The sequence below is a fragment of the Nioella sp. genome, from assembly GCF_965215655.1.
Lineage (GTDB): Bacteria > Pseudomonadota > Alphaproteobacteria > Rhodobacterales > Rhodobacteraceae > Nioella.
This window is the reverse complement of sequence record NZ_OZ244111.1, coordinates 1,483,391-1,502,580: the sequence shown is the minus strand read 5'-3', so window position 1 is coordinate 1,502,580 and position 19,190 is coordinate 1,483,391. Positions and strand designations below refer to the sequence as shown.

The window sequence follows — 19,190 nt, the reverse complement described above, 5'->3', positions numbered from 1 at the left end:
CCCCGTGGAAGGAGATGGAATGACCGACACGACCCCAGGCCAAGCGGATTGGTTCAGCGAAGAGATCGCCACGTTCGGAGATCGGCTTGCCGGTGCGCGCGAGGCGGCGGGAGTAAGTCAGGAAGACATGGCGCGGCGATTGGGTGTGAAACTCAAGACCATCGTGGCCTGGGAAAACGACTGGAGCGAACCGCGTGCCAACAAGCTGCAGATGGTGGCCGGGCTGCTGAACGTGTCGATCCGCTGGCTGCTGACCGGGGAAGGCAGCGGCCCCGAAGACCCCGATCTGGTGGATGTGGAAGGTGACCTCAATCAGGTCATCCTCGACCTGCGACAGATCCGGCAGGAGCACGCCCGGCTTGGCGAGCAGATGGGCCGCCTTGAAAAGCGGCTGCGCAAGACCCTGTCCAAAGAGGAAGGCCGCACATGAGCACCGAGCCGCGCGAGATTCGCATCAAGCGCCTGCACATGCGGGCCTGGCACAGGGGCACCAAGGAAATGGACCTGATCCTGGGCGGATGGGCTGACGCGCATCTGAAATCGGCCGATGATGCGGCGCTGGATCTCTTTGAACGGGTGCTGGAAGAGGAAGACCAGGATCTTTACCAATGGATCTCTGGTCAGCGGCAAGCCCCTGAATACATGTCGGAATTCGCACGGGTTCTGGCAGATGGGGCGGCATCGAAACAAAGCTCCTGAAAAACTGGGGCGCGTTTAACTCATTATTTGGAAATATCGGCAAGTCTGCGGGGCAAGCAGATATGCGGAGATCATGATGAGTTTGCACAGCCCCCTTGGCGAAACCTCCCGGCACGGTGTCATGCCGGGATATCTGGAATCCCTGTCGCTGGTGGAACGGCTGCACAGGCTCTTGCTCGACGTGATCAAGGATGAGTTTGAACGCGTGGGCGTGCTGGATATCAACGCCGTTCAGGCGCTGCTGCTGTTTAATATCGGCGATCACGAGGTGACGGCGGGCGAACTGAAATCGCGCGGCTATTACCAGGGGTCGAACGTGTCCTACAACCTCAAGAAGCTGGTCGAGATGGGCTACATGCACCACCAGCGCTGCGAGATCGACCGCAGGTCGGTGCGGGTGCGACTGACCGATCGCGGCCGCGAAGTGCGCGATGTGGTGACCGGGCTGTTTCGCCGCCATGCGGACACGCTTCAGGAAAAAGGTGTGCTCGGGCCCGATGGCATCGACCAGGTGAACCACTCGCTGAAGCGCATGGAACGGTTCTGGACCGACCAGATCCGCTATATCTACTGACCCGTGTCGGGACTTGCAGGACACTCTCGGCATCGGTTCGGGGCATAGTGAGCAATTGGCTTGCGCCGCGTTCGCCCCCCAACCCGTTGCCAGCCCGGACTGCGCCTCCCGCGCCCGGATCGCGGTCCTGCCCCCACCCGCCTCGCGCGAGGGTCATTTCGCAAGGGCGCGCAGCAAGCGGGCACGGCCTGCCGGTACTGCGCGGATTTCCAGCCCGGTGAATACATGCAGCGTATCGAGATCCGGGTCGATCACCGCGTGATCGCTGACCCAGCCCCCCATCAGCAGATAGGTCCGCAACAGCGGCGGCATTCCGGATTGTGCCAGCCGCGGGTCAGGGGTGGCACCGGTCAGGGTCGAGAACTCGATCACCCGGCCCGCCTTGACCCCGGGCCGCCAGCAGTCCGGCGCGACATGGCGTTGCCGCAACAGCGCAAAGGCATCGGCATAGGGCACGGCATCGGTTCCCCGGAAGGACGAACAGCCGAACAGCATCTCGACCCCGTCGCGGTCCACCAAAGCGGTCATGGTTCCCCACGCCAGACGCAGGATGTCAGGATCGTGCTTCAGCGGATCCATGCAGAAGCGGCCCATCTCGACCATCGGGCGCGCAAATCCCGCGAGACCGGAGAGCTCGTAATACTGGGCAGAATAGCTGCGCGCGATCTCTGCACCGCTTTCCAGAAACAGAAGCCTGTAGCAGCAGACCAGTTGACCGGTCGCGCTGTCCTCTATCAGGACATGGCGACACAGCCGGTCGAACTTGTCGTGATCACGCGCAGCCGGATCCTGCCGCCCGCCCCGAAAACATCGGAATCGCAGTCTCTGGGCCGCATGGAGATCGCCCTCGGACCGGGCAAATCGGGCCGTGAATCGGCCTCGTGTCAGCGTCAGCGGTCGGTTCATGCGCTGAACCTCTATACTCCGGCGCCATCGGGCCGACGGCGCTTACCATTGCTCATACACTGTTACTGTGGGGGCATGACATCAAGACGACAAGCCTCAACCTGCCGAAACCGTCATCGGGGGGACATCCCAGTCTGAAAGACCGGTCAGTTGCCGTTCAGCGCTTCGGCGATGTTCACCCGACCGACATTGCCGATCAGTTGCCGCAGGAAGGTGACTTCCTGAATGTTGGATTCCGTTACACGACGCGAGAAGCGCACGATCTCCCCGTCCTCCAGCCCAAGCTCCCGGATGTTTTCCACCGTACCGCGACTGTCGAAGCTGATCGCCACGATATCCCGCTCCACCACTTCGGGGGCGTTATAGGTGAAATGGCGGTGACGCGAGGCGACATAGAACCAGGTGCTGTCCGACACGACACCGGAGGCCGCAGGGCGGCCGATGGTTTCCGCCACGCTGTCGCGGGTATCAACGCCGGGCAGAATCATCTCCAGGTCTTCGGCGGGCGGGATGTAACCGTGATTTGTGTAGGTCGCCGCACAGGCGCTGACACCAAGGGCCAGAAGACCCGCGAGAATCAGCCGTCCGCCTCGAAGCTGTCTGATCATCTGCCCTGATCCTCCTGCACGCCCAATCGCACCGGGCTCTTGCAAGGCCCGGCAAAGCTTTCTATCGGCTTAACCGACCATGGCGCACAGGGCAAGTTCCGCGTAAGCTGCCCGACGCCGCGCCGCATCGAACAGGAGCAGCCGATGACCCAATCCAAGCCTGCCGAGCCCGGATACGCGCTGTCGGAGCTGTCCACCAAGACCCCGACCCGGTTCGAGATCGTGCCCGATGCCCCGGCCCGCGCGGGCCTGGCGGCGGATCTGGGCATTGACGGGATTCGCAAACTGCGCTTCGCCGGGGACATCCGGGCCGACGGCAAGCGTGACTGGCGGCTCGACGGCAAGCTTGGGGCGACGGTTGTGCAGCCCTGCGTGGTGACACTGGCCCCGGTCACGACGCGGATCGACGTGGAGGTGACGCGACGCTTCCTTGCCAGAATGCCCGATCTGGCTCTGGATGAGGATGGCGAGGCCGAGATGCCCGAGGATGACACGATTGAGCCGCTCGGGACCCATATCGACCCCGCGATGGTCATGGCCGAGGCGCTGGCGTTGAACCTGCCTCTCTATCCCCGCGCCGACGGGGCCGAGCTCGGCTCTGTCAGCGTTGCCGAACCGGGCGTCGTGCCGCTGACCGACGAGGCCGTGAAACCCTTTGCGGCGCTTGCGGAATTGCGCGATAAGCTTGGCAAGCCGGATGCCGATGACAGCACGGATTGACGCGGGATACCGGGTTGGTGATTAGGGCTTGCATGACGGGGGAATCCGAGTATGTTCCCGGCCTCATTCGCCGCGTAGGACTGACGCGCCGTTCGTGCGCTCCCGGCCGGTCCGGACCAGCCGGAACGACGCATGCAAGGCGGATACGAGACAGAACGATTTGAAAGACGCAAGCGGGGCAAAGCTGCCACAGCCCACCCTGCAAAAACACCGAGGTTGAGACATGGCTGTCCCCCAGAATAAAGTCACCCGTTCGCGCCGGAATATGCGTCGTGCACACGATTCGCTGACCGCTGGCAATCCGAACGAGTGCCCCTCTTGCGGCGAACTCAAGCGCCCGCACCACATTTGCCCGTCCTGCGGCACCTATGCAGATCGCGAAGTTATCGCGCAGGCGGACGAGATCGACCTGGACGACGACGCAGCGTAACGCAGCGGGTTCGTCCAAGGCAGGTCCAACATGGCAGACACAGCACGAGCAAGCGACGTTTCAGCGTCTCAGATCGTGCTGTCAATCGACGCCATGGGCGGGGATCGCGGGCCGTCGGCAATTGTCGACGGCATGGCGAAATCCGCCGCCAAGAACCAAAGTCTGAGCTTCATCGTTCACGGCAACAAGTCCGAGCTGGAAAGCCTCATCGCCCGCAAGTCCGAACTTGCCGGGCGTTGTGACATTCGCCATGCCGCAGATGTCGTCACCATGGAGGACAAGCCAAGCCAGGTCATGCGGTCTGGCAAGGACACCTCCATGTGGTCGGCCATCGAATCGGTGCGCAACCGCGAAGCGACCGTGGCCATCAGCTGCGGCAATACCGGCGCGCTCATGGCCATCAGCATGGTGCGCCTGCGCAAGATCGAGGGCGTGAACCGCCCCGCCATTGCCTGCCTCTGGCCCTCGCGCAATCCGCACGGGTTCAACATCATGCTCGATGTCGGGGCCGATATCCGCGCCGATGAGACCGAGCTTCTGCATTATGCGCTCATGGGGGCCTCCTATGCGCGCAACGGGCTCGGGCTTCGGCGTCCACGGGTGGGGCTGCTGAATGTCGGCACCGAGGAATTCAAGGGCCGGGCAGAATTGAAGCTCGCCTCGCAGAATATCGCCGCGGCCGCGAATGCCGCGAATTTCGAGTATGTGGGCTTTGTCGAGGGCGGTGACATCCCGTCTGATAGGGTCGACGTGATCGTGACCGACGGCTTCACCGGCAATGTCGCCCTGAAAACCGGCGAAGGCACAGCCGGGTTGATCCGCGACTTTCTGGGCGAAGCCTTCCGCTATTCCATCCTGTCGAAGCTGGCCGCCGTGCTGGCTTATACCTCTTTGCAGCGCCTGTCGCGGCGGATCGATCCGCGCCGGGTGAATGGCGGGGTCTTCTTGGGTCTGAACGGCACCGTGGTCAAATCCCATGGCTCCTCTGACGGAACCGGGGTGTCGGCGGCGATCAAACTGGCGGCAGAACTGTCGGCAGCCGGGTTCAGTGACCGTCTGGCCGCGCGTATCGCGGCATCTGAACGGGCGATTGCCCAGGTGAACGGAGGTTCCGAAGAATGACCGGAGAAACCGGCGCAAAGACCCGTCGAGCCGTCGCGGTTGGCATTGGTCATTACCTGCCCGAACGCGTGGTCCCGAACTCCGAGTTCGAGGCCATGGTGGACACGTCCGACGAATGGATTCGCGCCCGCTCCGGCATTGAACGCCGCCATTTTGCGGCCGAGGGTGAAACCACCTCCGATCTGGGCATCAAGGCCGCCCGCGCTGCACTGGACAATGCCGGGCTGACCCCGGACGATATCGACGCGATCATCGTCGCCACCTCGACTCCCGACCTGACCTTTCCCTCCGTCGCCACGATGATTCAGGCGGGCCTTGGCATGCGCCACGGCTTTGCCTTCGATGTGCAGGCGGTCTGTGCGGGCTTCATCTATGCGCTTTCGACCGCGAATGCCTATGTTCTGGCGGGCCAGGCCAAGCGTGTGCTGGTGATCGGCGCCGAAACCTTCAGCCGCATCATGGATTGGACAGACCGCACCACCTGCGTGCTGTTCGGCGATGGCGCGGGTGCGCTGATCCTGGAAGCGCGGGAAGGCGACGGGTCCAGTGCCGATCGTGGCATCCTGTCGGTCGATCTGCATTCCGACGGGCAATTCCGCGACCTGCTTTATGTGGATGGTGGCGTGTCGCGCACCCAATCCAGCGGCGTGTTGAAGATGGAGGGCAAAGAGGTCTTCCGCCATGCTGTTGAAAAGCTTGCACAAACCGCACATGCAGCGCTGGATCGCGCCGGGCTTGGGGCCGATGATGTTGACTGGATCGTGCCACATCAGGCCAATCTGAGGATCATCACCCGCACAGCCCAGAAGATGGGTGTCGGCATGGATCGGGTCATCGTCACGGTGCAGGATCACGGCAATACCTCTGCTGCCTCGATCCCGCTGGCGCTGTCGGTTGGCGTCGCTCAGGGCCATATCAAGCCCGGCGACCTGCTGGTCGCGGAGGCCATCGGCGGCGGCCTGGCCTGGGGTTCGGCGGTTCTGCGCTGGTAGGGCGGCGAGGCCCCGCTTAGAACGTTAACGCCCAAGCCCTTGATATTGACTTGCTATCTGTGAAGGCGCAGGATGGGCCAACCACCCTGGGAGGACAGTCATGACCGGCAAGACCCTGACACGCATGGACCTGAGCGAAGCCGTGTTCCGAGAAGTAGGATTGTCGCGCAATGAAAGCGCCGGCCTTGTCGAGCGGGTGCTTGAACTGATGTCCGACAGCCTTGTGGACGGCGAGCAGGTCAAGATCTCCTCGTTCGGGACCTTCTCGGTCCGCTCCAAGACGGCCCGTGTCGGCCGCAACCCCAAGACCGGCGAAGAGGCCCCGATCCCGCCCCGCCGGGTTCTGACCTTCCGGCCCTCGCATCTGATGAAGGACCGGGTTGCCGCTGGCAACAAAGGGTAAGTCCGAATGGCCGACAAATCGCCTCAGGCCTTCCGCACCATCCGCGAGGTGGCCGATTGGCTGGAGGTCGAGGCCCATGCCCTGCGCTTCTGGGAAAGCAAGTTCAGCCAGATCAAGCCGGTGAAACGCGCTGGCGGGCGGCGCTATTACCGCCCTGCTGACATGCGCCTGATTGGCGGCATCAAGACGCTGCTCCATGACCAAGGCCTGACCATTCGCGGTGTCCAGAAGCTGATCCGCGAGGAAGGCGTGGCCCATGTGGCTGCGCTCTCGCCGCCGCTCGACGAGGATCTGGATAGCGGTGCAGAGGATCAGGTGGTTGAGGCCATTGCCGTCGAAGACACGGCCCCGCGAACGGCCGGGTTCGTCGATATCGAGGCTTTGGCGGGGGACGAGCCCGCTGCGGAGGCGGCACAGCCCGTTGCCGAGGTGGAAGAGGTCAGCTCCGAACCGGAAGCACCGACGGAAATGTCCCCTGCCCCTGAGCCCGATGTTATCCCGGCGCTCGCCTCCTCAGAAACAAACGAACCCGAACCCGAACCCGAACCCGAACCCGAACCCGAACCCGAACCCGAACCGGCGGACAGCGCCATCGCTGCCATGGCAAGCGCGGGGGTGGACCTGCCGGAAGACCTGGACGAGAACGCCCCACCGACCCCGCTCTCCGAGCTTCGGGCGCTGATCCACGGCGCGGTTCCCTTCTCGCTTTCGCAGCAGCAACAACTGGCCCCGATGGTCGCCCGGCTGGAAGCCTTGGCAAACCGGCTGGACGGCCGCGGACCTTCGGCCTGATCTAATTTGCAGATGTGCGATTTTCCGGCCTATTCCCGCTTGCACCCCGCAGCAAAATCGCTAGAACAGCCGAACGTCGGGCTATGGCGCAGCCTGGTAGCGCGTCCGTCTGGGGGACGGAAGGTCGCAGGTTCGAGTCCTGCTAGCCCGACCAACACCTAAAACCGCTCTTGCCCATTCGGGCGGGGCGGTTTTCCGTATCAGGAGGACGCGATGACAGCCGATCAGACCCAGCCCGGCGTTCTGCCCGATCACGCGATCCTCGCCATGGCGGCGCGCGGCGAAATCCTGACTGACACGCCTTTTGCCGACACGCAGGTGCAGCCTGCCAGTCTCGATCTGCGGCTTGGGACTACGGCCTATCGCGTGCGCGCCTCGTTCCTTGCGGGCGCGGGTCGCACGGTGGCGGATCGTCTGGCCGAGTTCACCATGCATGAAGTGGATTTGACGAAAGGCGCGGTTCTGGAAAAGGGCTGCGTCTACGTGGTGCCGCTGATGGAATCGCTGGCGCTGCCGCCGGGCATTACCGCTGTCGCCAATGCCAAAAGCTCTACCGGGCGGCTCGACCTGCTGACCCGCGCGATCACCGATAACGGTGTGGAGTTCGACCGGATTACAGAAGGATACAAGGGCCCGCTCTATGCCGAGATCTGCCCGCGCAGCTTCTCGGTGCTGGTCCGTCCTGGCATGCGATTGAACCAGATCCGGTTTCGCTCCGGTCAGGCGGTGCTGTCGGATGCCGACTTGCGCGCGCGCCATGCCGAGGCACCGCTTGTCTCTGGCAAGGCGGTCATTGACGACGGGCTTGGCTTTTCCGTCGATCTGCGCCCTGCTGCGGGCAATCTTGTGGGCTACCGCGCCAAGCCCCATACCGGGGTGATCGACCTCGACAGGATCGGCCATTATGACCCGGCGGAGTTCTGGGAAAAGATCGAAACCGATGAGGGCCGCATCATCCTCGACCCCGGCGCTTTCTACATTCTCGTCAGCCAGGAGGCGGTGACAATCCCGCCCGATTGCGCCGCCGAAATGGCCCCCTATCTGGCCATGGTGGGCGAGTTCCGCGTCCACTACGCGGGCTTTTTCGACCCCGGTTTCGGTTATGGACCGGCAGGTGGCGAAGGCGCACGCGGGGTGCTGGAGGTGCGCTGTCACGAGGCGCCCTTCGTGCTGGAACATGGGCAGGTTGTGGGGCGGCTGGTCTACGAACGCATGGCGGCGCTGCCAGAGGTTTTGTACGGCGCCGATCTGGCCTCGAACTACCAGGGCCAAGGCCTGAAACTATCAAAGCATTTCAAGATGTAACGCGGCGATGTTCATCTCAGGATAGCAGAATAATAGAGCAGCCCGTAGCGCGCCAGATCCTTGGAAAACCCATTCCAGAGAGCCGAGAACGCCACCGGGTCCAACCGCTCTGCCGCCGCGATTTCAGACAGAGATTTACGTCCGTCCACATGGCGCAGCAGGCCCACAACAGCGCCAGACACCGGGATCTCGACCTTTTCGCCACCCAGGTTCAGGGGCAGCACCCCTTTCTTGGCAATCGCCTGCACGACCTTTGCGGCATTGCCACCCTTGAAATGCGGCACCGATTGCGGCGTCGGCTGCGCCACGCGGCCCTCGGTCTTGCCTGCGGGCACGGCATAGAGCACATGGGTCTTGATCGTCCCGCGCAGTTTCTCAGCAATCTCCATCCGGGTCAGCGGATCAATCCCGACCAGAAGCCCCGGGTCACCGATATAGGGCGCGGGATCATAGGCATAAGCCTGCGGCGAACCCACGGATTCCAGGCCGGCGGCGGTCAGCGACTCGTGCAACTGGCGGATCGTATAGGGCCGGTCCTGGCTGTGTAACAGCAGGTCATAGAACCCCGCATCGCCCTGTTCATGGTCCACCAGAACCGCGTTGCGTTTGAACGGATGGCCCTCCGGCAGCCGCGCATAGATCGCCTTGGCCGCTTTCAACCGGTCCTTGGGGCTGCCCTGCAACAGAGCGCCGAACGCTTCCTGCAACGGATAGACCCCGGACCGGCCATAGGGCGCGTAGACCATCAGGCCGATGCCGCCATCGGGGGCCAGCGCCCCGGCCAGCGCGTTGAACCCCTCCTGCGGATGCGGCAGGTGATGCAGCACGCCACAGCAGTCGATATAGTCGAAGGGCCCGTATTGCGCGGCGTTCAGCAGCGACCCGGTTTCAAAGCGGATGCCTTTGAGCCCGCGCACCTTGGCCCGTTCCTCGGCCACTTTCCGGGCAGAGCGTGACAGGTCCAGATAGGTGATCTCATAGGGTTTTCCGGCCATGGTCATGACCTGCGCCAACTGGATCAGCGCGTCACCCGTGCCACCGCCCGCCACCAGAACCCGCAGGGGCCGCGACCAGTCACGTTTTCCCGCGAACAGGAAATGATCCAGCTCCACCGGATGCGAGGGCGACCCGGTGATCAGACGTGTCTTTTCGTCCGCCGGATCACGTTCCGGGTAGGGGTAGGCGTTGTACTGGTCTTCGATCTGGCTCATGCGCCCTGCCCTGCGGTCTCGACGGGGTGGATGTCAAGGCCCGCGCGCTGGTCTTCGCTCAGCTTTGCCCAAGGCAACACCCATGTGTGAATGGAAAACACCACCGCGCGGGTTTCGGGAAGGCGCAGCAGGCTCTGGCGTTCTGACCGCAGGTAGTCTGCCCTGCCCTTCGGAGCCGCACGCCGGTCACCCTCCCGCCGTGGCTGGTAGAGAGACGGATCGTGATACAGCAGCGCATTGGCCCGCCACAGCGGCCGGTCCACATGCAGCGCGTCGAACAGGCGCTGCACGCGGACGGCCATGTTGTCGGTATACTCCTCGACCGGAACGTGAATGCGGGTCATGGGGTGGCCGATCTTTTCGGCCAGGGTCCAGCTTGCGGGAAAGCACAGGGCTGCAGCAGTCAGGATATGTTCACCCTCGCCCCCGTTCTGGTCCAGCAGGCACAGGTCCTCCTGCACCAGCCGCGCGGCCACGAGCAGAGGGTGATCGCCTGCAAGATCGACCGTTACTCCATCGGGCCGCGTTACGGCGCTATCCAGCCTTTGGTAACCGTCATCCAGCCGTGACAGAACCAGCCCCAACAGTTCCTCTGCTGCTGCCATCGCTTCTGGCAAAGCGCGGAATACATCTTCCCGCCGCTCCTCCAACAGCCGGTCGCGCAGGGCCATCTGGACGGCAAACGCCTCGTCCCGGACCAGCCACTCGCCCATATCGAGCGGCTGGATTCCGGGCAGCCGCCGCGTGGCGGGATGCATCCAGGGCGCGAAGGGCAGGCTGTTTTGGCAGATTTCTTCCATTTTCGACCTCTCTCATGCCGCAAAACGGCGCGCAGCACGGGGTTTCCACGCTCACTCTGGCGCAAAGACCATGGGAGCTTTCGTCATGAATGAAGCCTATCGCCTGCCCGCGCGCAAGATCGACCCCACCAAGGGCGTGTCCCTGCCCGATGGCACATTGAATGACAATGACCGGATCGAGATCGGCCCGACCGCATTGGCCTATGCGGAGTTTGAGGCGGCGGGGCTGATCCTGCCCAATCTGCCCGCTATGCGCCTGTACCGGCTGACCCGGCTGGTCGACAAGATCAACGAGCGCGGGCTTGGCGGGCTGTTGATGTTCGATCCGCTCAATATCCGCTACGCCACCGACAGCACCAATATGCAGCTGTGGAACACCCATAACCCGTTTCGCGCCTGTTTGGTCTGTGCCGATGGTTACATGGTGCTGTGGGACTACAAGAACTCGCCCTTCCTGGCCGATCACAACCCGCTGGTGCGCGAGGTTCGGTCCGGCTTTGACCTGTTCTATTTCGACCGGGGCGACAAGCTTGGCCAGCAGGCGCAGGCGGTGACCGGCGAGGTCGAGGACCTGATCCGCGAACATGCCGGCGGCAACAAGCGGCTGGCGGTGGACAAGATCATGCTGCACGGGCTGCGGGCGCTAGAGGCGCGAGGCTTCGAGGTCGTGGAAGGCGAAGAGGTCACAGAAAAGGCCCGCTCGATCAAAGGCCCGGACGAGATCCTGGCGATGCGATGCGCGATGCTGGCCTGTGAGGCCTCGATGGCCGAGATGGAAGCCGCGACCGAACCCGGCATGACCGAAGACGACATCTGGGCGGAACTGCACAAGGCCAACATCCGGCGTGGCGGCGAGTGGATCGAGACCCGGCTGCTGACCACCGGCCCGCGCACCAACCCGTGGTTCCAGGAATGCGGGCCGCGGGTGCTGCAAAACAACGAGATCCTAGCCTTCGATACAGACCTTATCGGTTGCTATGGCATCTGCTCGGACCTGTCGCGCACCTGGTGGATCGGCGATGACGACCCGCGCCCCGACATGATCCACGCCATGCGCGTGGCCTATGATCACATCATGACCAATATGGAAATGCTGAAGCCCGGCGTTCCTTTCAGCGAGTTGACGAAAAACACCCATGTGCTGGAGCCGCAGTACCAGAAGCAGAAATACGGCTGCCTGATGCACGGAGTGGGGCTGTGCGATGAATGGCCCCTGATCGCCTATCCCGATCACGCGGTCGAGGGGGCGTTCGATTACGTTCTGGAACCGGGCATGACACTCTGCGTCGAGGCGCTGGTCAGCCCCGAGGGCGGCGATTTCTCGATCAAGCTGGAAGATCAGGTGCTGATCACCGAAGACGGGTTCGAGAATCTGACGCAGTACCCGTTCGACGAGCGGCTTCTGGGCTGGCGCGACTAAGGGGCGGCAACACGCGCGACAAGGCCATAATGGTCGGACCCGAACAGCGGGCGGCGTTCATTGCGGCCGGGCGTCGGCGCAAGGACCATGTCGATCGGGAGGGGCACACCATAGGGGTAGATCGTCGGAAGGCGTTGACCGAACCTCTGCGTCCCGGTGGCTGCCGCGATCCTTCGCACGGCATGCCCCCAAGGCACCATGTTGAAATCGCCACCGATGATTACCGGCCCCTCCAGTGCGTCCAGTTGCGGCAATAGTCGCGCCACCTGCCGTGCCTGGCCATGCGGCCAGGGCCAGTGCAAGTGGATGGACAGCGCCCAGACCGGGCCGTTCGGCCCCTCGACCCGCAGCCCCGCCATGCCGCGCCCGTCCGAACAGATGCCGTCGCCGAGAGCGGGGAGGCGGGACAGCACGGCCATACCGCTCCAGGCCGAGAAGCGGCAGAACTGCTGGTGGGGATAGTCGTCTTCCAGCAGGGCCAGCAGCGGGATGTTGCGCTCCGACACCTCCTGCAGCATCACCAGATCGGCGCCGCTGTCGAGGATATCCGCGATCAGCGCCCGGCTGGCAACGTTCCCGGCCCAGAGGTTCTTTTGGTAGACCGTGATCCCCTGCCCGTCCGGTCCCGCCACTATCCTTGCAGCACCAAGCACGATCAGGACCGATGCCGATACCCCGGCCCCGGACCAGACCAGCGCCCGCGGTCGTGCCAGAAGCAGCGCCAGAACCAAGCACCCTGCAGCTGCCGGAATGCGCAGCAATGCCAGCGAATCGAGCGCCGGATGAAGCGCCCCGGCAAATCCCGCCAGCAGCAGGACCAAGCACGCGATTGCCACGACCCACCCCGATCCGCGAAGGATGGGGATGATCCAGTGCGCGCTTTGCTTCATCGGACCTCCGGGATGGCACTTGGCATGGCCTAAGAAGCATCAGGTTTTGCCCGGCCCGTCCAGCCCCGCGCCGAAATGCTGACGATACACGCGGTGAAGCGCCCGTCCACCGTCAGTCGAGGTAGTGTTGGCACGCCTCTTCCAGGTTGCTCTCGGCCCGGTCAATCGCCCGATCCGCAGCGCCGGTGATCTGTGTCGCAAGCTCCATCCGCATGTTTTCAGCCGCCAGGGCCAACGCAGCGCGGCGCCGAAATGCCTCCACCCGGCTGATCACGACATAGCGATTGATGGCAACCTGCAGCAACCCATCGGCGCGGGCCACAGCCGTCTGGTGTTCCGTGGGCGAGGCACCTTCCTGCATCGCCTGTTCCACGGCAAGCGCCCGCCCCGCGCAATCCGCCAGCGCCATTTCTTCCAGCGACAGCGCGCTCGCGGTTTGCGCCTGCGCCATGCCCCCGTTGAAAACAAGGAACGCAGTGGACAGGAGGAACAGGACAAACATGCGCAATCTTCCGATCCCTTCCTCGATCGCGGCAAGCCTAGCGGTCGGACCCTTCAAAAACGTAAACGCTCGGTCACCGCGTCACACGGACCAACACGCCCCCGTGAGGCGGGTTGCGAAACCGGCGGGGCATCGCCAGTCTTCTAGGGCACGCACCCGAAGGACGCCCCACATGCCCACTGATCGCTTCACATTTCCCGGCCATGCCGGGCACGACCTCTCCGCCCGGCTGGACATGCCCGAAGGCCCGCATCTGGCCACGGCCATCCTCGCCCATTGTTTTACATGCGGGAAGGATATCGCGGCGTCGCGCCGGATTGCCGCGCGGCTGGCGGGAATGGGCATCGCGGTTCTGCGCTTCGATTTCACCGGGTTGGGCCATTCGGGCGGCGAGTTCGAGAACACTTCGTTTACCTCCAACGTGGATGACCTACTGGCTGCCGCCGAGGCATTGACCGACCGTGGCATGGCCCCTGCGATGCTTATCGGCCATTCGCTTGGCGGGGCGGCGGTGCTGAAGGCGGCGGGACGGATCGACAGCGTCAGCGCCGTGGTGACGATCGGAGCGCCCTTCGATCCCGGCCATGTCACCCACAATTTCGGAGACGCGCTGGACCGGATCGACAGCGACGGCGTGGCCGAGGTGCATCTGGGTGGGCGTCCAGTGCGGATCGGCAAGGGGTTCGTGGAGGATGTGCGGGCCGAGGCGCTCGGGCCTGCGATTGCCAGCATGAAGAAGGCACTTCTGGTGCTGCACGCCCCGCGCGACAGCGTCGTGGGGATCGAGAACGCCACCGAGATTTTCCTCGCCGCGAAACACCCCAAAAGCTTCGTTACGCTCGATGATGCCGATCACCTGATCAGCCGCCCCGAAGATGCGGAATACGCCGCCGAAGTCATCACCGCATGGGCGGGGCGTTACCTGACCTTGCGCAGCCCCGCCCCGCCGATTGGCGCGCCCGAGGGCGTGACCCGCGTGTCAGAGGCCGACCCGAAGGGCTTTCGTCAGGACGTTCAGGCGGGGTTGATCCATCACGCGGTCGCCGATGAGCCAATTGCCTATGGCGGCACCAATCAGGGGTTCACCCCTTATCAGTTCCTCGCCGCCGGGCTTGGGGCCTGCACCTCGATGACGATCCGCATGTATGCGCGTCGCAAGGGCTGGCCGCTCGATCATGTGTCGGTCGATGTGACCCATGACAAGGTGCACGCGCAGGACGCAGGCGGGCAGGATGCGCGGATCGACCGGTTCATGCGCCGGATCACCCTGCAGGGCGCCCTGGACGAGGCGCAAAGGGACAGGCTGCGCGAAATTGCCGACAAATGCCCCGTGCATCGCACGCTGGAACATGGCGCGACCGTGGAAACGGAGCTGTTGCCCGCGCCCGCTTGATCCAGATCAATGCATTTGCAACAAAACCCATGCCTTCTGACCCTGAACAGGAAGACAGGAGGCCCCGATGGGCATTTTCAAGACCCTCAGCGACAGTGCCGGGCTGGTGGACGATATGGCCGACCGGCTGGATGTGGACCTGACCCATATTGGCGGTCTGGACGTGGAAAGCTCTGCCTTGGCCTATCGGTCCATGGTGTTGTCCTGCACCGCTTGCACGCAACACGAGGATTGCCGCCACTTGCTGGACGACAACGCCAAGCTGGATGATGCGCCGTCCTATTGCCGCAACCGCGATGTGATGCACCGCGCCTGAGGGTGTTCAGGTCTCGGTCTGGATCGGCAACAGCGTGGTGGACTTGATTTCCTCCATGCTAAGCAGCGCCGTGACATTGTGAATGCGCACCTCTGAAATCAGCGCCTGATAGAACCGGTCATAGGCCCGGGCATTGGCCACGCGCACCTTGAGAATATAGTCGATATCGCCCGCCAGCCTGTGCGCCTCCAGCACCTCGGGGCGGCTTTGCAAGGCATGCAGGAATTTTCTCTGCCAGTCCGATTCATGTTCCGACGTGCGGATCAGCACGAAAAAACACGCCTCCAGCCCAAGCGCCTCTGCATCCAGCAGAACCGTTTGCCGCCCGATGATCCCCGCCTCCCGCATCTTGCGGATTCGGGACCAGACAGGCGTCTTGGAGGACCCGACTTTCCTGGCGATGTCATCCAGCGACTGGCTGGCATCTTCCTGCAGTGCAGCGAGGATTTTCCGATCCAGCGCGTCGATTTGGGCAGACATTCGCGCCTCCTTTCCGTTCAAGAACACCAAGCAACTCAAGCAGCTAAATAGCAAACATATGTTCTTATTCGCAAGCCCATCTGGCGGATAATTGGAAAATTGTTCTACATTGGGGGCTGAAACTGGAATGACAGGATCAGCCCGAATGAAACATTTTCCGATCTTCCTCGCGGTCGAAAACCGGCGCATCCTGCTGTCTGGCGGTGGTGAGGCCGCATTGGCGAAGCTAAGGCTTCTGCTCAAGACCGAAGCGCGGGTCGAGGTCTATGCTGGCAGCCCCGCGCCAGAGATTGCCACCTGGGCCGATAAGGGCCTCCTGACCCTGCACCGCCGCGCGCTTGCGCCCGCAGATCTGACCGGCGCGGTGCTGGTCTATGCCGCCGATGAGGATGAGGCACGGGACGCCCGGATCAAGGCCATGGCCGACCGGGCCGGCCTGCTGGTCAATATCGTCGACAACCTGAACGACAGCGCCTTCATTACCCCCGCCATCGTGGACCGTGACCCGGTGACCGTCGCCATCGGCACCGAAGGCGCAGCCCCCGTCCTCGCCCGCGCCATCAAGCGCGATCTGGAGGAGAAACTGCCCGTCACGCTCGGCACGCTGGCCCGCATCGGGAAACGCTTTCGCGTCGCGGTGGAGGCCCTGCCCTTCGGCAGAAAGCGGCGCGATTTCTGGGCGGAGTATTATTTTGACACCGGCCCAAAGGCGCTGGCCGAGCGCGGGGAACAAGGCGTGAAAGATGGTCTGCGCGCGCTTCTGGCTGAACATCTGACCGCCGCGCCGCGCGAGGGGCATGTGGCACTTGTTGGCGCAGGTCCCGGCGATCCGGAACTTCTGACGCTCAAGGCCCGCAAGGCGCTGGATGAGGCCGATGTGATCATCCATGATCGGCTGGTCGCGCCCGAGATCCTGGAACTTGCTCGCCGTGAAGCCACGCTTCTGGACGTCGGCAAACAGGGCTTTGGCCGCCATACCCCGCAGGAGGAGATTGCCCGGCTGATGGTCGAGCATGCCGCCAAGGGCCTGCAAGTGGTGCGTCTGAAATCCGGCGATCCCGTCATTTATGGCCGTCTCGACGAGGAGATAGAGGCGCTGGAGGTCGCCGGGATCGGCTGGTCCATCGTACCCGGTATCACCTCCGCCTCTGCTGCCGCCGCCGGGATCGGCCAGAGCCTGACGCGCCGGGGCCGCAATTCGGCGCTGCGGGTGCTGACGGGCCACGATACCGAAGGGTTTGCCGAGCAGGATTGGGCCGCTCTGGCCCGCCCCGGCACCGTCGCCGCGATCTACATGGCCAAGAAGGGCGCGCGGTTCCTGCAGGGCCGCCTGCTGATGCATGGCGCCCCCGCCGCGACCCCTGTGACGATCGTTGAGAACGCGTCTCGCCCCGATCAACGCACTGTCGCCAGCACGCTCGCAACGCTGGCCGCCGATCTCGACACCGCCGATCTGACCGGCCCCGCCATCCTTCTATACGGTCTCGCGCCCCGTGCGGCAGAGGCCCGGTTGCCCGACTTGCAGGAGCTTGCAAATGCCCCGTGACTTCACCCCTAAAGTCATTACCGCCAATCATCTGCTGGAAGGCGATGTCGTCTACCTGACCGCCGATGACCGCTGGACCCGGTATCATGCCGAGGCCGAGCTGATCACCGATGAGGCCCATGCCGCGATCCGGCTGCTGGATGCCGAACGGCAGGTCGATACCATCGTTGGTGCCTATCTGGCCGACGCCAAGGACGGACCGAAAGGCCCCGAACCCACCCATTTCCGTGAGGTCTTCCGAACCCGCGGCCCGTCCAACTATGCCCATGGAAAACAGGTGGAGCTCTGAGCGGGGAAAGCTCTTCGAAGAGCTTTTTCAAGATCCTTCCAAGGATTTTCGCCAGCGCCCATGACCAAGGATACGCCCAAGATGTACCGTTACTCTGAATTTGACCGCGACTTCCTCGCTGAACGCAACCGCCAGTTCCGCGCCCAGGTGGAACGCCGCATCGACGGAAGCCTCACCGAGGACGAGTTCAAGCCGCTGCGCCTGATGAACGGGCTCTACCTGCAGCTACATGCCTACATGCTGCGGGTCGCCATTCCCTATGGCACTTTGAACAGCGCACAAATGCGGCAACTGGCCTATCTGGCCGAGACCTGGGACAAGGGCTATGGCCATTTCACCACCCGCCAGAACATCCAGTATAACTGGCCGCGCCTGCGCGATGTGCCGGATATGCTCGATGCACTGGCCGAGGTCGGGCTGCACGCGATCCAGACCAGCGGCAACACCATCCGCAACGTGACTGCCGACCATTTCGCAGGGGCCGCCGCCGATGAGGTAGCCGACCCCCGCCCGGTGGCGGAACTGCTGCGGCAATGGTCCACCGACCACCCGGAATTCCAGTTCATGCCGCGCAAGTTCAAGATCGCCATCACCGGCGCCCCCAATGACCGCGCGGTGACGGCGGCCCATGACATCGGCTTGCGGATCGTGCGGAAGGACGGCGAGATCGGCTATCAGGTGCTGGTGGGTGGCGGGCTTGGCCGCACGCCGATGATCGGCAAGGTGCTGGCGGAGTTTATTCCGGCGGACGACCTCCTGCCCTACCTGGAGGCCACCGTTGCTGTCTGGAACGTGATCGGACGGCGCGACAACAAGTACAAGGCGAGGATCAAGATCCTGGTTCATGAATTCGGGCTGGAGAACCTGAAGGCCGAGGTGGAGAAGGAATTCACCCTGCGCAAACCGCTCTATGCGGGCGGGAAGGACGTTGCCCTGCTGGAGGAGATCAAGACCCATTTCGAGGCGCCCGCGTTCGAGACCGCGGCCACCGACAGTTTCGACGCTTTCTACGCAAGCGATCCGGTCTTCCGCTCCTGGGCCGATACGAACCTGTCTGATCACCGCGCCGAGAGCTATGCCATCGTCACGATTTCCCTGAAGAAACAGGGCGACACTCCCGGTGATGCCACGGCAGACCAGATGCGCGTGATGGCCGATCTTGCGGAACGCTTCGGTCATGACGAACTGCGCATCAGCCACGAGCAGAACGTGATCCTGCCCCATGTGCACAAACGCCACCTGCCGCAGATCCATGCGGAACTGCGCGCAGCCGGGCTTGCGACCGCGAATATCGGGCTCATCTCCGACATCATCGCGTGCCCCGGCATGGATTACTGCGCGCTGGCGACGGCGCGGTCCATCCCCGTGGCGCAGGAAATCGCGACGCGCTTCGAGGAGCTGAAGCTGGAACACGAGGTCGGACCGCTCAAGATCAAGATCTCGGGCTGCATCAATGCCTGCGGGCATCACCATGTGGGCCATATCGGCATTCTGGGCCTCGACCGGGCGGGAGTGGAAAACTACCAGATCACCCTTGGCGGCGACGGCACCGAAGATGCGGTGATCGGCACGCGCACCGGCCCCGGCTTTGCCTATGGCGAGATCGTCGGCGCGATTGAGACCATCGTGCGGACCTATCTGGATCTGCGGGAAAGCGCGGAGGAGACCTTCCTGCAAGCATACGCCCGTGTCGGCATCGACCCGTTCAAGGCCGCCCTCTACCCGGAGACAAAGACTCGTGCCGCTTGACGCGCCCATAGGATCGCTTGCGACCTGGGTCGAGGGGCTGAAC

At 63.5% G+C, this 19,190-nt stretch carries 23 protein-coding genes and 1 tRNA gene; 17 read left to right on the top strand and 7 right to left on the bottom strand.

The window, feature by feature from the left end; translation table 11 throughout:
• Positions 1–19: 19 nt before the first annotated feature.
• The 3 genes from ACOOEX_RS07785 (at position 20) to ACOOEX_RS07775 (ending at position 1,273) form a co-directional block, all read left to right on the top strand.
• Complete coding sequence (locus ACOOEX_RS07785; protein WP_420397875.1) at positions 20–430, top strand: helix-turn-helix domain-containing protein; 411 nt, start codon at positions 20–22, stop codon at positions 428–430.
• On the top strand, positions 427–699 hold the full coding sequence (locus ACOOEX_RS07780) for a succinate dehydrogenase assembly factor 2 (protein ID WP_420397874.1): 273 nt from the start codon (positions 427–429) through the stop codon (positions 697–699). The genes ACOOEX_RS07785 and ACOOEX_RS07780 overlap by 4 nt, the downstream gene beginning before the upstream one ends.
• 76 nt (positions 700–775) lie before the next feature.
• Positions 776–1,273, top strand: coding sequence for a MarR family winged helix-turn-helix transcriptional regulator (locus ACOOEX_RS07775; protein ID WP_071690382.1), 498 nt, complete (start codon positions 776–778; stop codon positions 1,271–1,273).
• A 153-nt stretch (positions 1,274–1,426) separates the two neighbouring features.
• On the opposite strand, the gene ACOOEX_RS07770 is transcribed toward ACOOEX_RS07775, so the two are convergent.
• Positions 1,427–2,179, bottom strand: coding sequence for a GNAT family N-acetyltransferase (locus ACOOEX_RS07770; protein WP_420397873.1), 753 nt, complete (start codon positions 2,177–2,179; stop codon positions 1,427–1,429).
• A gap of 146 nt (positions 2,180–2,325) precedes the next feature.
• Positions 2,326–2,787: an outer membrane protein assembly factor BamE gene (locus tag ACOOEX_RS07765; RefSeq protein ID WP_420397872.1), complete on the bottom strand. Its 462-nt coding sequence runs from the start codon at positions 2,785–2,787 to the stop codon at positions 2,326–2,328.
• A 144-nt stretch (positions 2,788–2,931) separates the two neighbouring features.
• Here ACOOEX_RS07765 and ACOOEX_RS07760 point away from each other — a divergent pair, with 144 nt between their 5' ends.
• The 8 genes from ACOOEX_RS07760 (at position 2,932) to ACOOEX_RS07725 (ending at position 8,551) form a co-directional block, all read left to right on the top strand.
• Positions 2,932–3,507: a YceD family protein gene (locus ACOOEX_RS07760; protein WP_420397871.1), complete on the top strand. Its 576-nt coding sequence runs from the start codon at positions 2,932–2,934 to the stop codon at positions 3,505–3,507.
• A 223-nt stretch (positions 3,508–3,730) separates the two neighbouring features.
• Entirely contained in the window at positions 3,731–3,937 is a 207-nt protein-coding gene (gene rpmF, locus ACOOEX_RS07755) for a 50S ribosomal protein L32 (protein ID WP_071690374.1), read from the top strand.
• Positions 3,938–3,967: 30 nt separating this feature from the next.
• A complete protein-coding gene (gene plsX / locus ACOOEX_RS07750) occupies positions 3,968–5,059 on the top strand; it encodes a phosphate acyltransferase PlsX (RefSeq protein WP_420397870.1) in 1,092 nt (363 codons plus the stop codon).
• Positions 5,056–6,051, top strand: coding sequence for a beta-ketoacyl-ACP synthase III (locus ACOOEX_RS07745; protein ID WP_420397869.1), 996 nt, complete (start codon positions 5,056–5,058; stop codon positions 6,049–6,051). Before plsX ends, ACOOEX_RS07745 begins: the two co-directional genes overlap by 4 nt.
• Before the next feature lie 100 nt (positions 6,052–6,151).
• Complete coding sequence (gene ihfA, locus ACOOEX_RS07740; protein ID WP_071690371.1) at positions 6,152–6,454, top strand: integration host factor subunit alpha; 303 nt, start codon at positions 6,152–6,154, stop codon at positions 6,452–6,454.
• 6 nt (positions 6,455–6,460) lie between these two features.
• Positions 6,461–7,246 carry a MerR family transcriptional regulator gene (locus ACOOEX_RS07735; RefSeq protein WP_420397868.1) on the top strand — a complete coding sequence of 262 codons (786 nt, stop codon included), beginning with the start codon at positions 6,461–6,463 and terminating at the stop codon, positions 7,244–7,246.
• Positions 7,247–7,323: 77 nt separating this feature from the next.
• Positions 7,324–7,400: transfer RNA gene (locus ACOOEX_RS07730), tRNA-Pro, on the top strand.
• A 59-nt stretch (positions 7,401–7,459) separates the two neighbouring features.
• Positions 7,460–8,551 (top strand): 2'-deoxycytidine 5'-triphosphate deaminase, encoded by a 1,092-nt coding sequence (locus tag ACOOEX_RS07725; RefSeq protein WP_420397867.1) that lies wholly within the window; start codon positions 7,460–7,462, stop codon positions 8,549–8,551.
• Positions 8,552–8,562: 11 nt separating this feature from the next.
• Here the strand turns inward: ACOOEX_RS07725 and ACOOEX_RS07720 are convergent, their stop codons facing one another.
• Complete coding sequence (locus ACOOEX_RS07720; protein ID WP_420397866.1) at positions 8,563–9,762, bottom strand: class I SAM-dependent methyltransferase; 1,200 nt, start codon at positions 9,760–9,762, stop codon at positions 8,563–8,565.
• On the bottom strand, positions 9,759–10,562 hold the full coding sequence (locus ACOOEX_RS07715) for a heme-dependent oxidative N-demethylase family protein (RefSeq protein WP_420397865.1): 804 nt from the start codon (positions 10,560–10,562) through the stop codon (positions 9,759–9,761). The genes ACOOEX_RS07720 and ACOOEX_RS07715 overlap by 4 nt, the downstream gene beginning before the upstream one ends.
• An 85-nt stretch (positions 10,563–10,647) precedes the next feature.
• On the opposite strand from ACOOEX_RS07715, the gene dddP reads away from it, so the two are divergent.
• On the top strand, positions 10,648–11,982 hold the full coding sequence (dddP, locus tag ACOOEX_RS07710; RefSeq protein WP_420397864.1) for a dimethylsulfonioproprionate lyase DddP: 1,335 nt from the start codon (positions 10,648–10,650) through the stop codon (positions 11,980–11,982).
• On the opposite strand, the gene ACOOEX_RS07705 is transcribed toward dddP, so the two are convergent.
• Both ACOOEX_RS07705 and ACOOEX_RS07700 read right to left on the bottom strand, forming a co-directional pair.
• The gene (locus ACOOEX_RS07705) at positions 11,979–12,872 is read right to left on the bottom strand and encodes an endonuclease/exonuclease/phosphatase family protein (RefSeq protein ID WP_420397863.1); all 894 of its coding nucleotides are present in this window, start codon (positions 12,870–12,872) and stop codon (positions 11,979–11,981) included. The genes dddP and ACOOEX_RS07705 overlap by 4 nt on opposite strands.
• 112 nt (positions 12,873–12,984) lie before the next feature.
• Positions 12,985–13,374 (bottom strand): hypothetical protein, encoded by a 390-nt coding sequence (locus tag ACOOEX_RS07700; RefSeq protein WP_420397862.1) that lies wholly within the window; start codon positions 13,372–13,374, stop codon positions 12,985–12,987.
• Between the two features lie 172 nt (positions 13,375–13,546).
• Here ACOOEX_RS07700 and ACOOEX_RS07695 point away from each other — a divergent pair, with 172 nt between their 5' ends.
• Positions 13,547–14,767 carry an alpha/beta fold hydrolase gene (locus ACOOEX_RS07695; RefSeq protein WP_420397861.1) on the top strand — a complete coding sequence of 407 codons (1,221 nt, stop codon included), beginning with the start codon at positions 13,547–13,549 and terminating at the stop codon, positions 14,765–14,767.
• Positions 14,768–14,834: 67 nt separating this feature from the next.
• Positions 14,835–15,083, top strand: a complete 249-nt coding sequence (locus ACOOEX_RS07690) for a DUF6455 family protein (RefSeq protein ID WP_420397860.1) — start codon at positions 14,835–14,837, stop codon at positions 15,081–15,083.
• Positions 15,084–15,089: 6 nt separating this feature from the next.
• Here the strand turns inward: ACOOEX_RS07690 and ACOOEX_RS07685 are convergent, their stop codons facing one another.
• Positions 15,090–15,563 carry an Lrp/AsnC family transcriptional regulator gene (locus ACOOEX_RS07685; protein WP_420397859.1) on the bottom strand — a complete coding sequence of 158 codons (474 nt, stop codon included), beginning with the start codon at positions 15,561–15,563 and terminating at the stop codon, positions 15,090–15,092.
• Positions 15,564–15,708: 145 nt separating this feature from the next.
• On the opposite strand from ACOOEX_RS07685, the gene cysG reads away from it, so the two are divergent.
• The 3 genes from cysG (at position 15,709) to ACOOEX_RS07670 (ending at position 19,147) form a co-directional block, all read left to right on the top strand.
• Positions 15,709–17,109 (top strand): siroheme synthase CysG, encoded by a 1,401-nt coding sequence (gene cysG, locus ACOOEX_RS07680; protein WP_420397858.1) that lies wholly within the window; start codon positions 15,709–15,711, stop codon positions 17,107–17,109.
• Complete coding sequence (locus ACOOEX_RS07675) at positions 17,099–17,398, top strand: DUF2849 domain-containing protein (protein ID WP_420397857.1); 300 nt, start codon at positions 17,099–17,101, stop codon at positions 17,396–17,398. Before cysG ends, ACOOEX_RS07675 begins: the two co-directional genes overlap by 11 nt.
• An 81-nt stretch (positions 17,399–17,479) precedes the next feature.
• Entirely contained in the window at positions 17,480–19,147 is a 1,668-nt protein-coding gene (locus ACOOEX_RS07670; protein WP_420398348.1) for a nitrite/sulfite reductase, read from the top strand.
• The last annotated feature ends 43 nt before the right edge of the window (positions 19,148–19,190 follow it).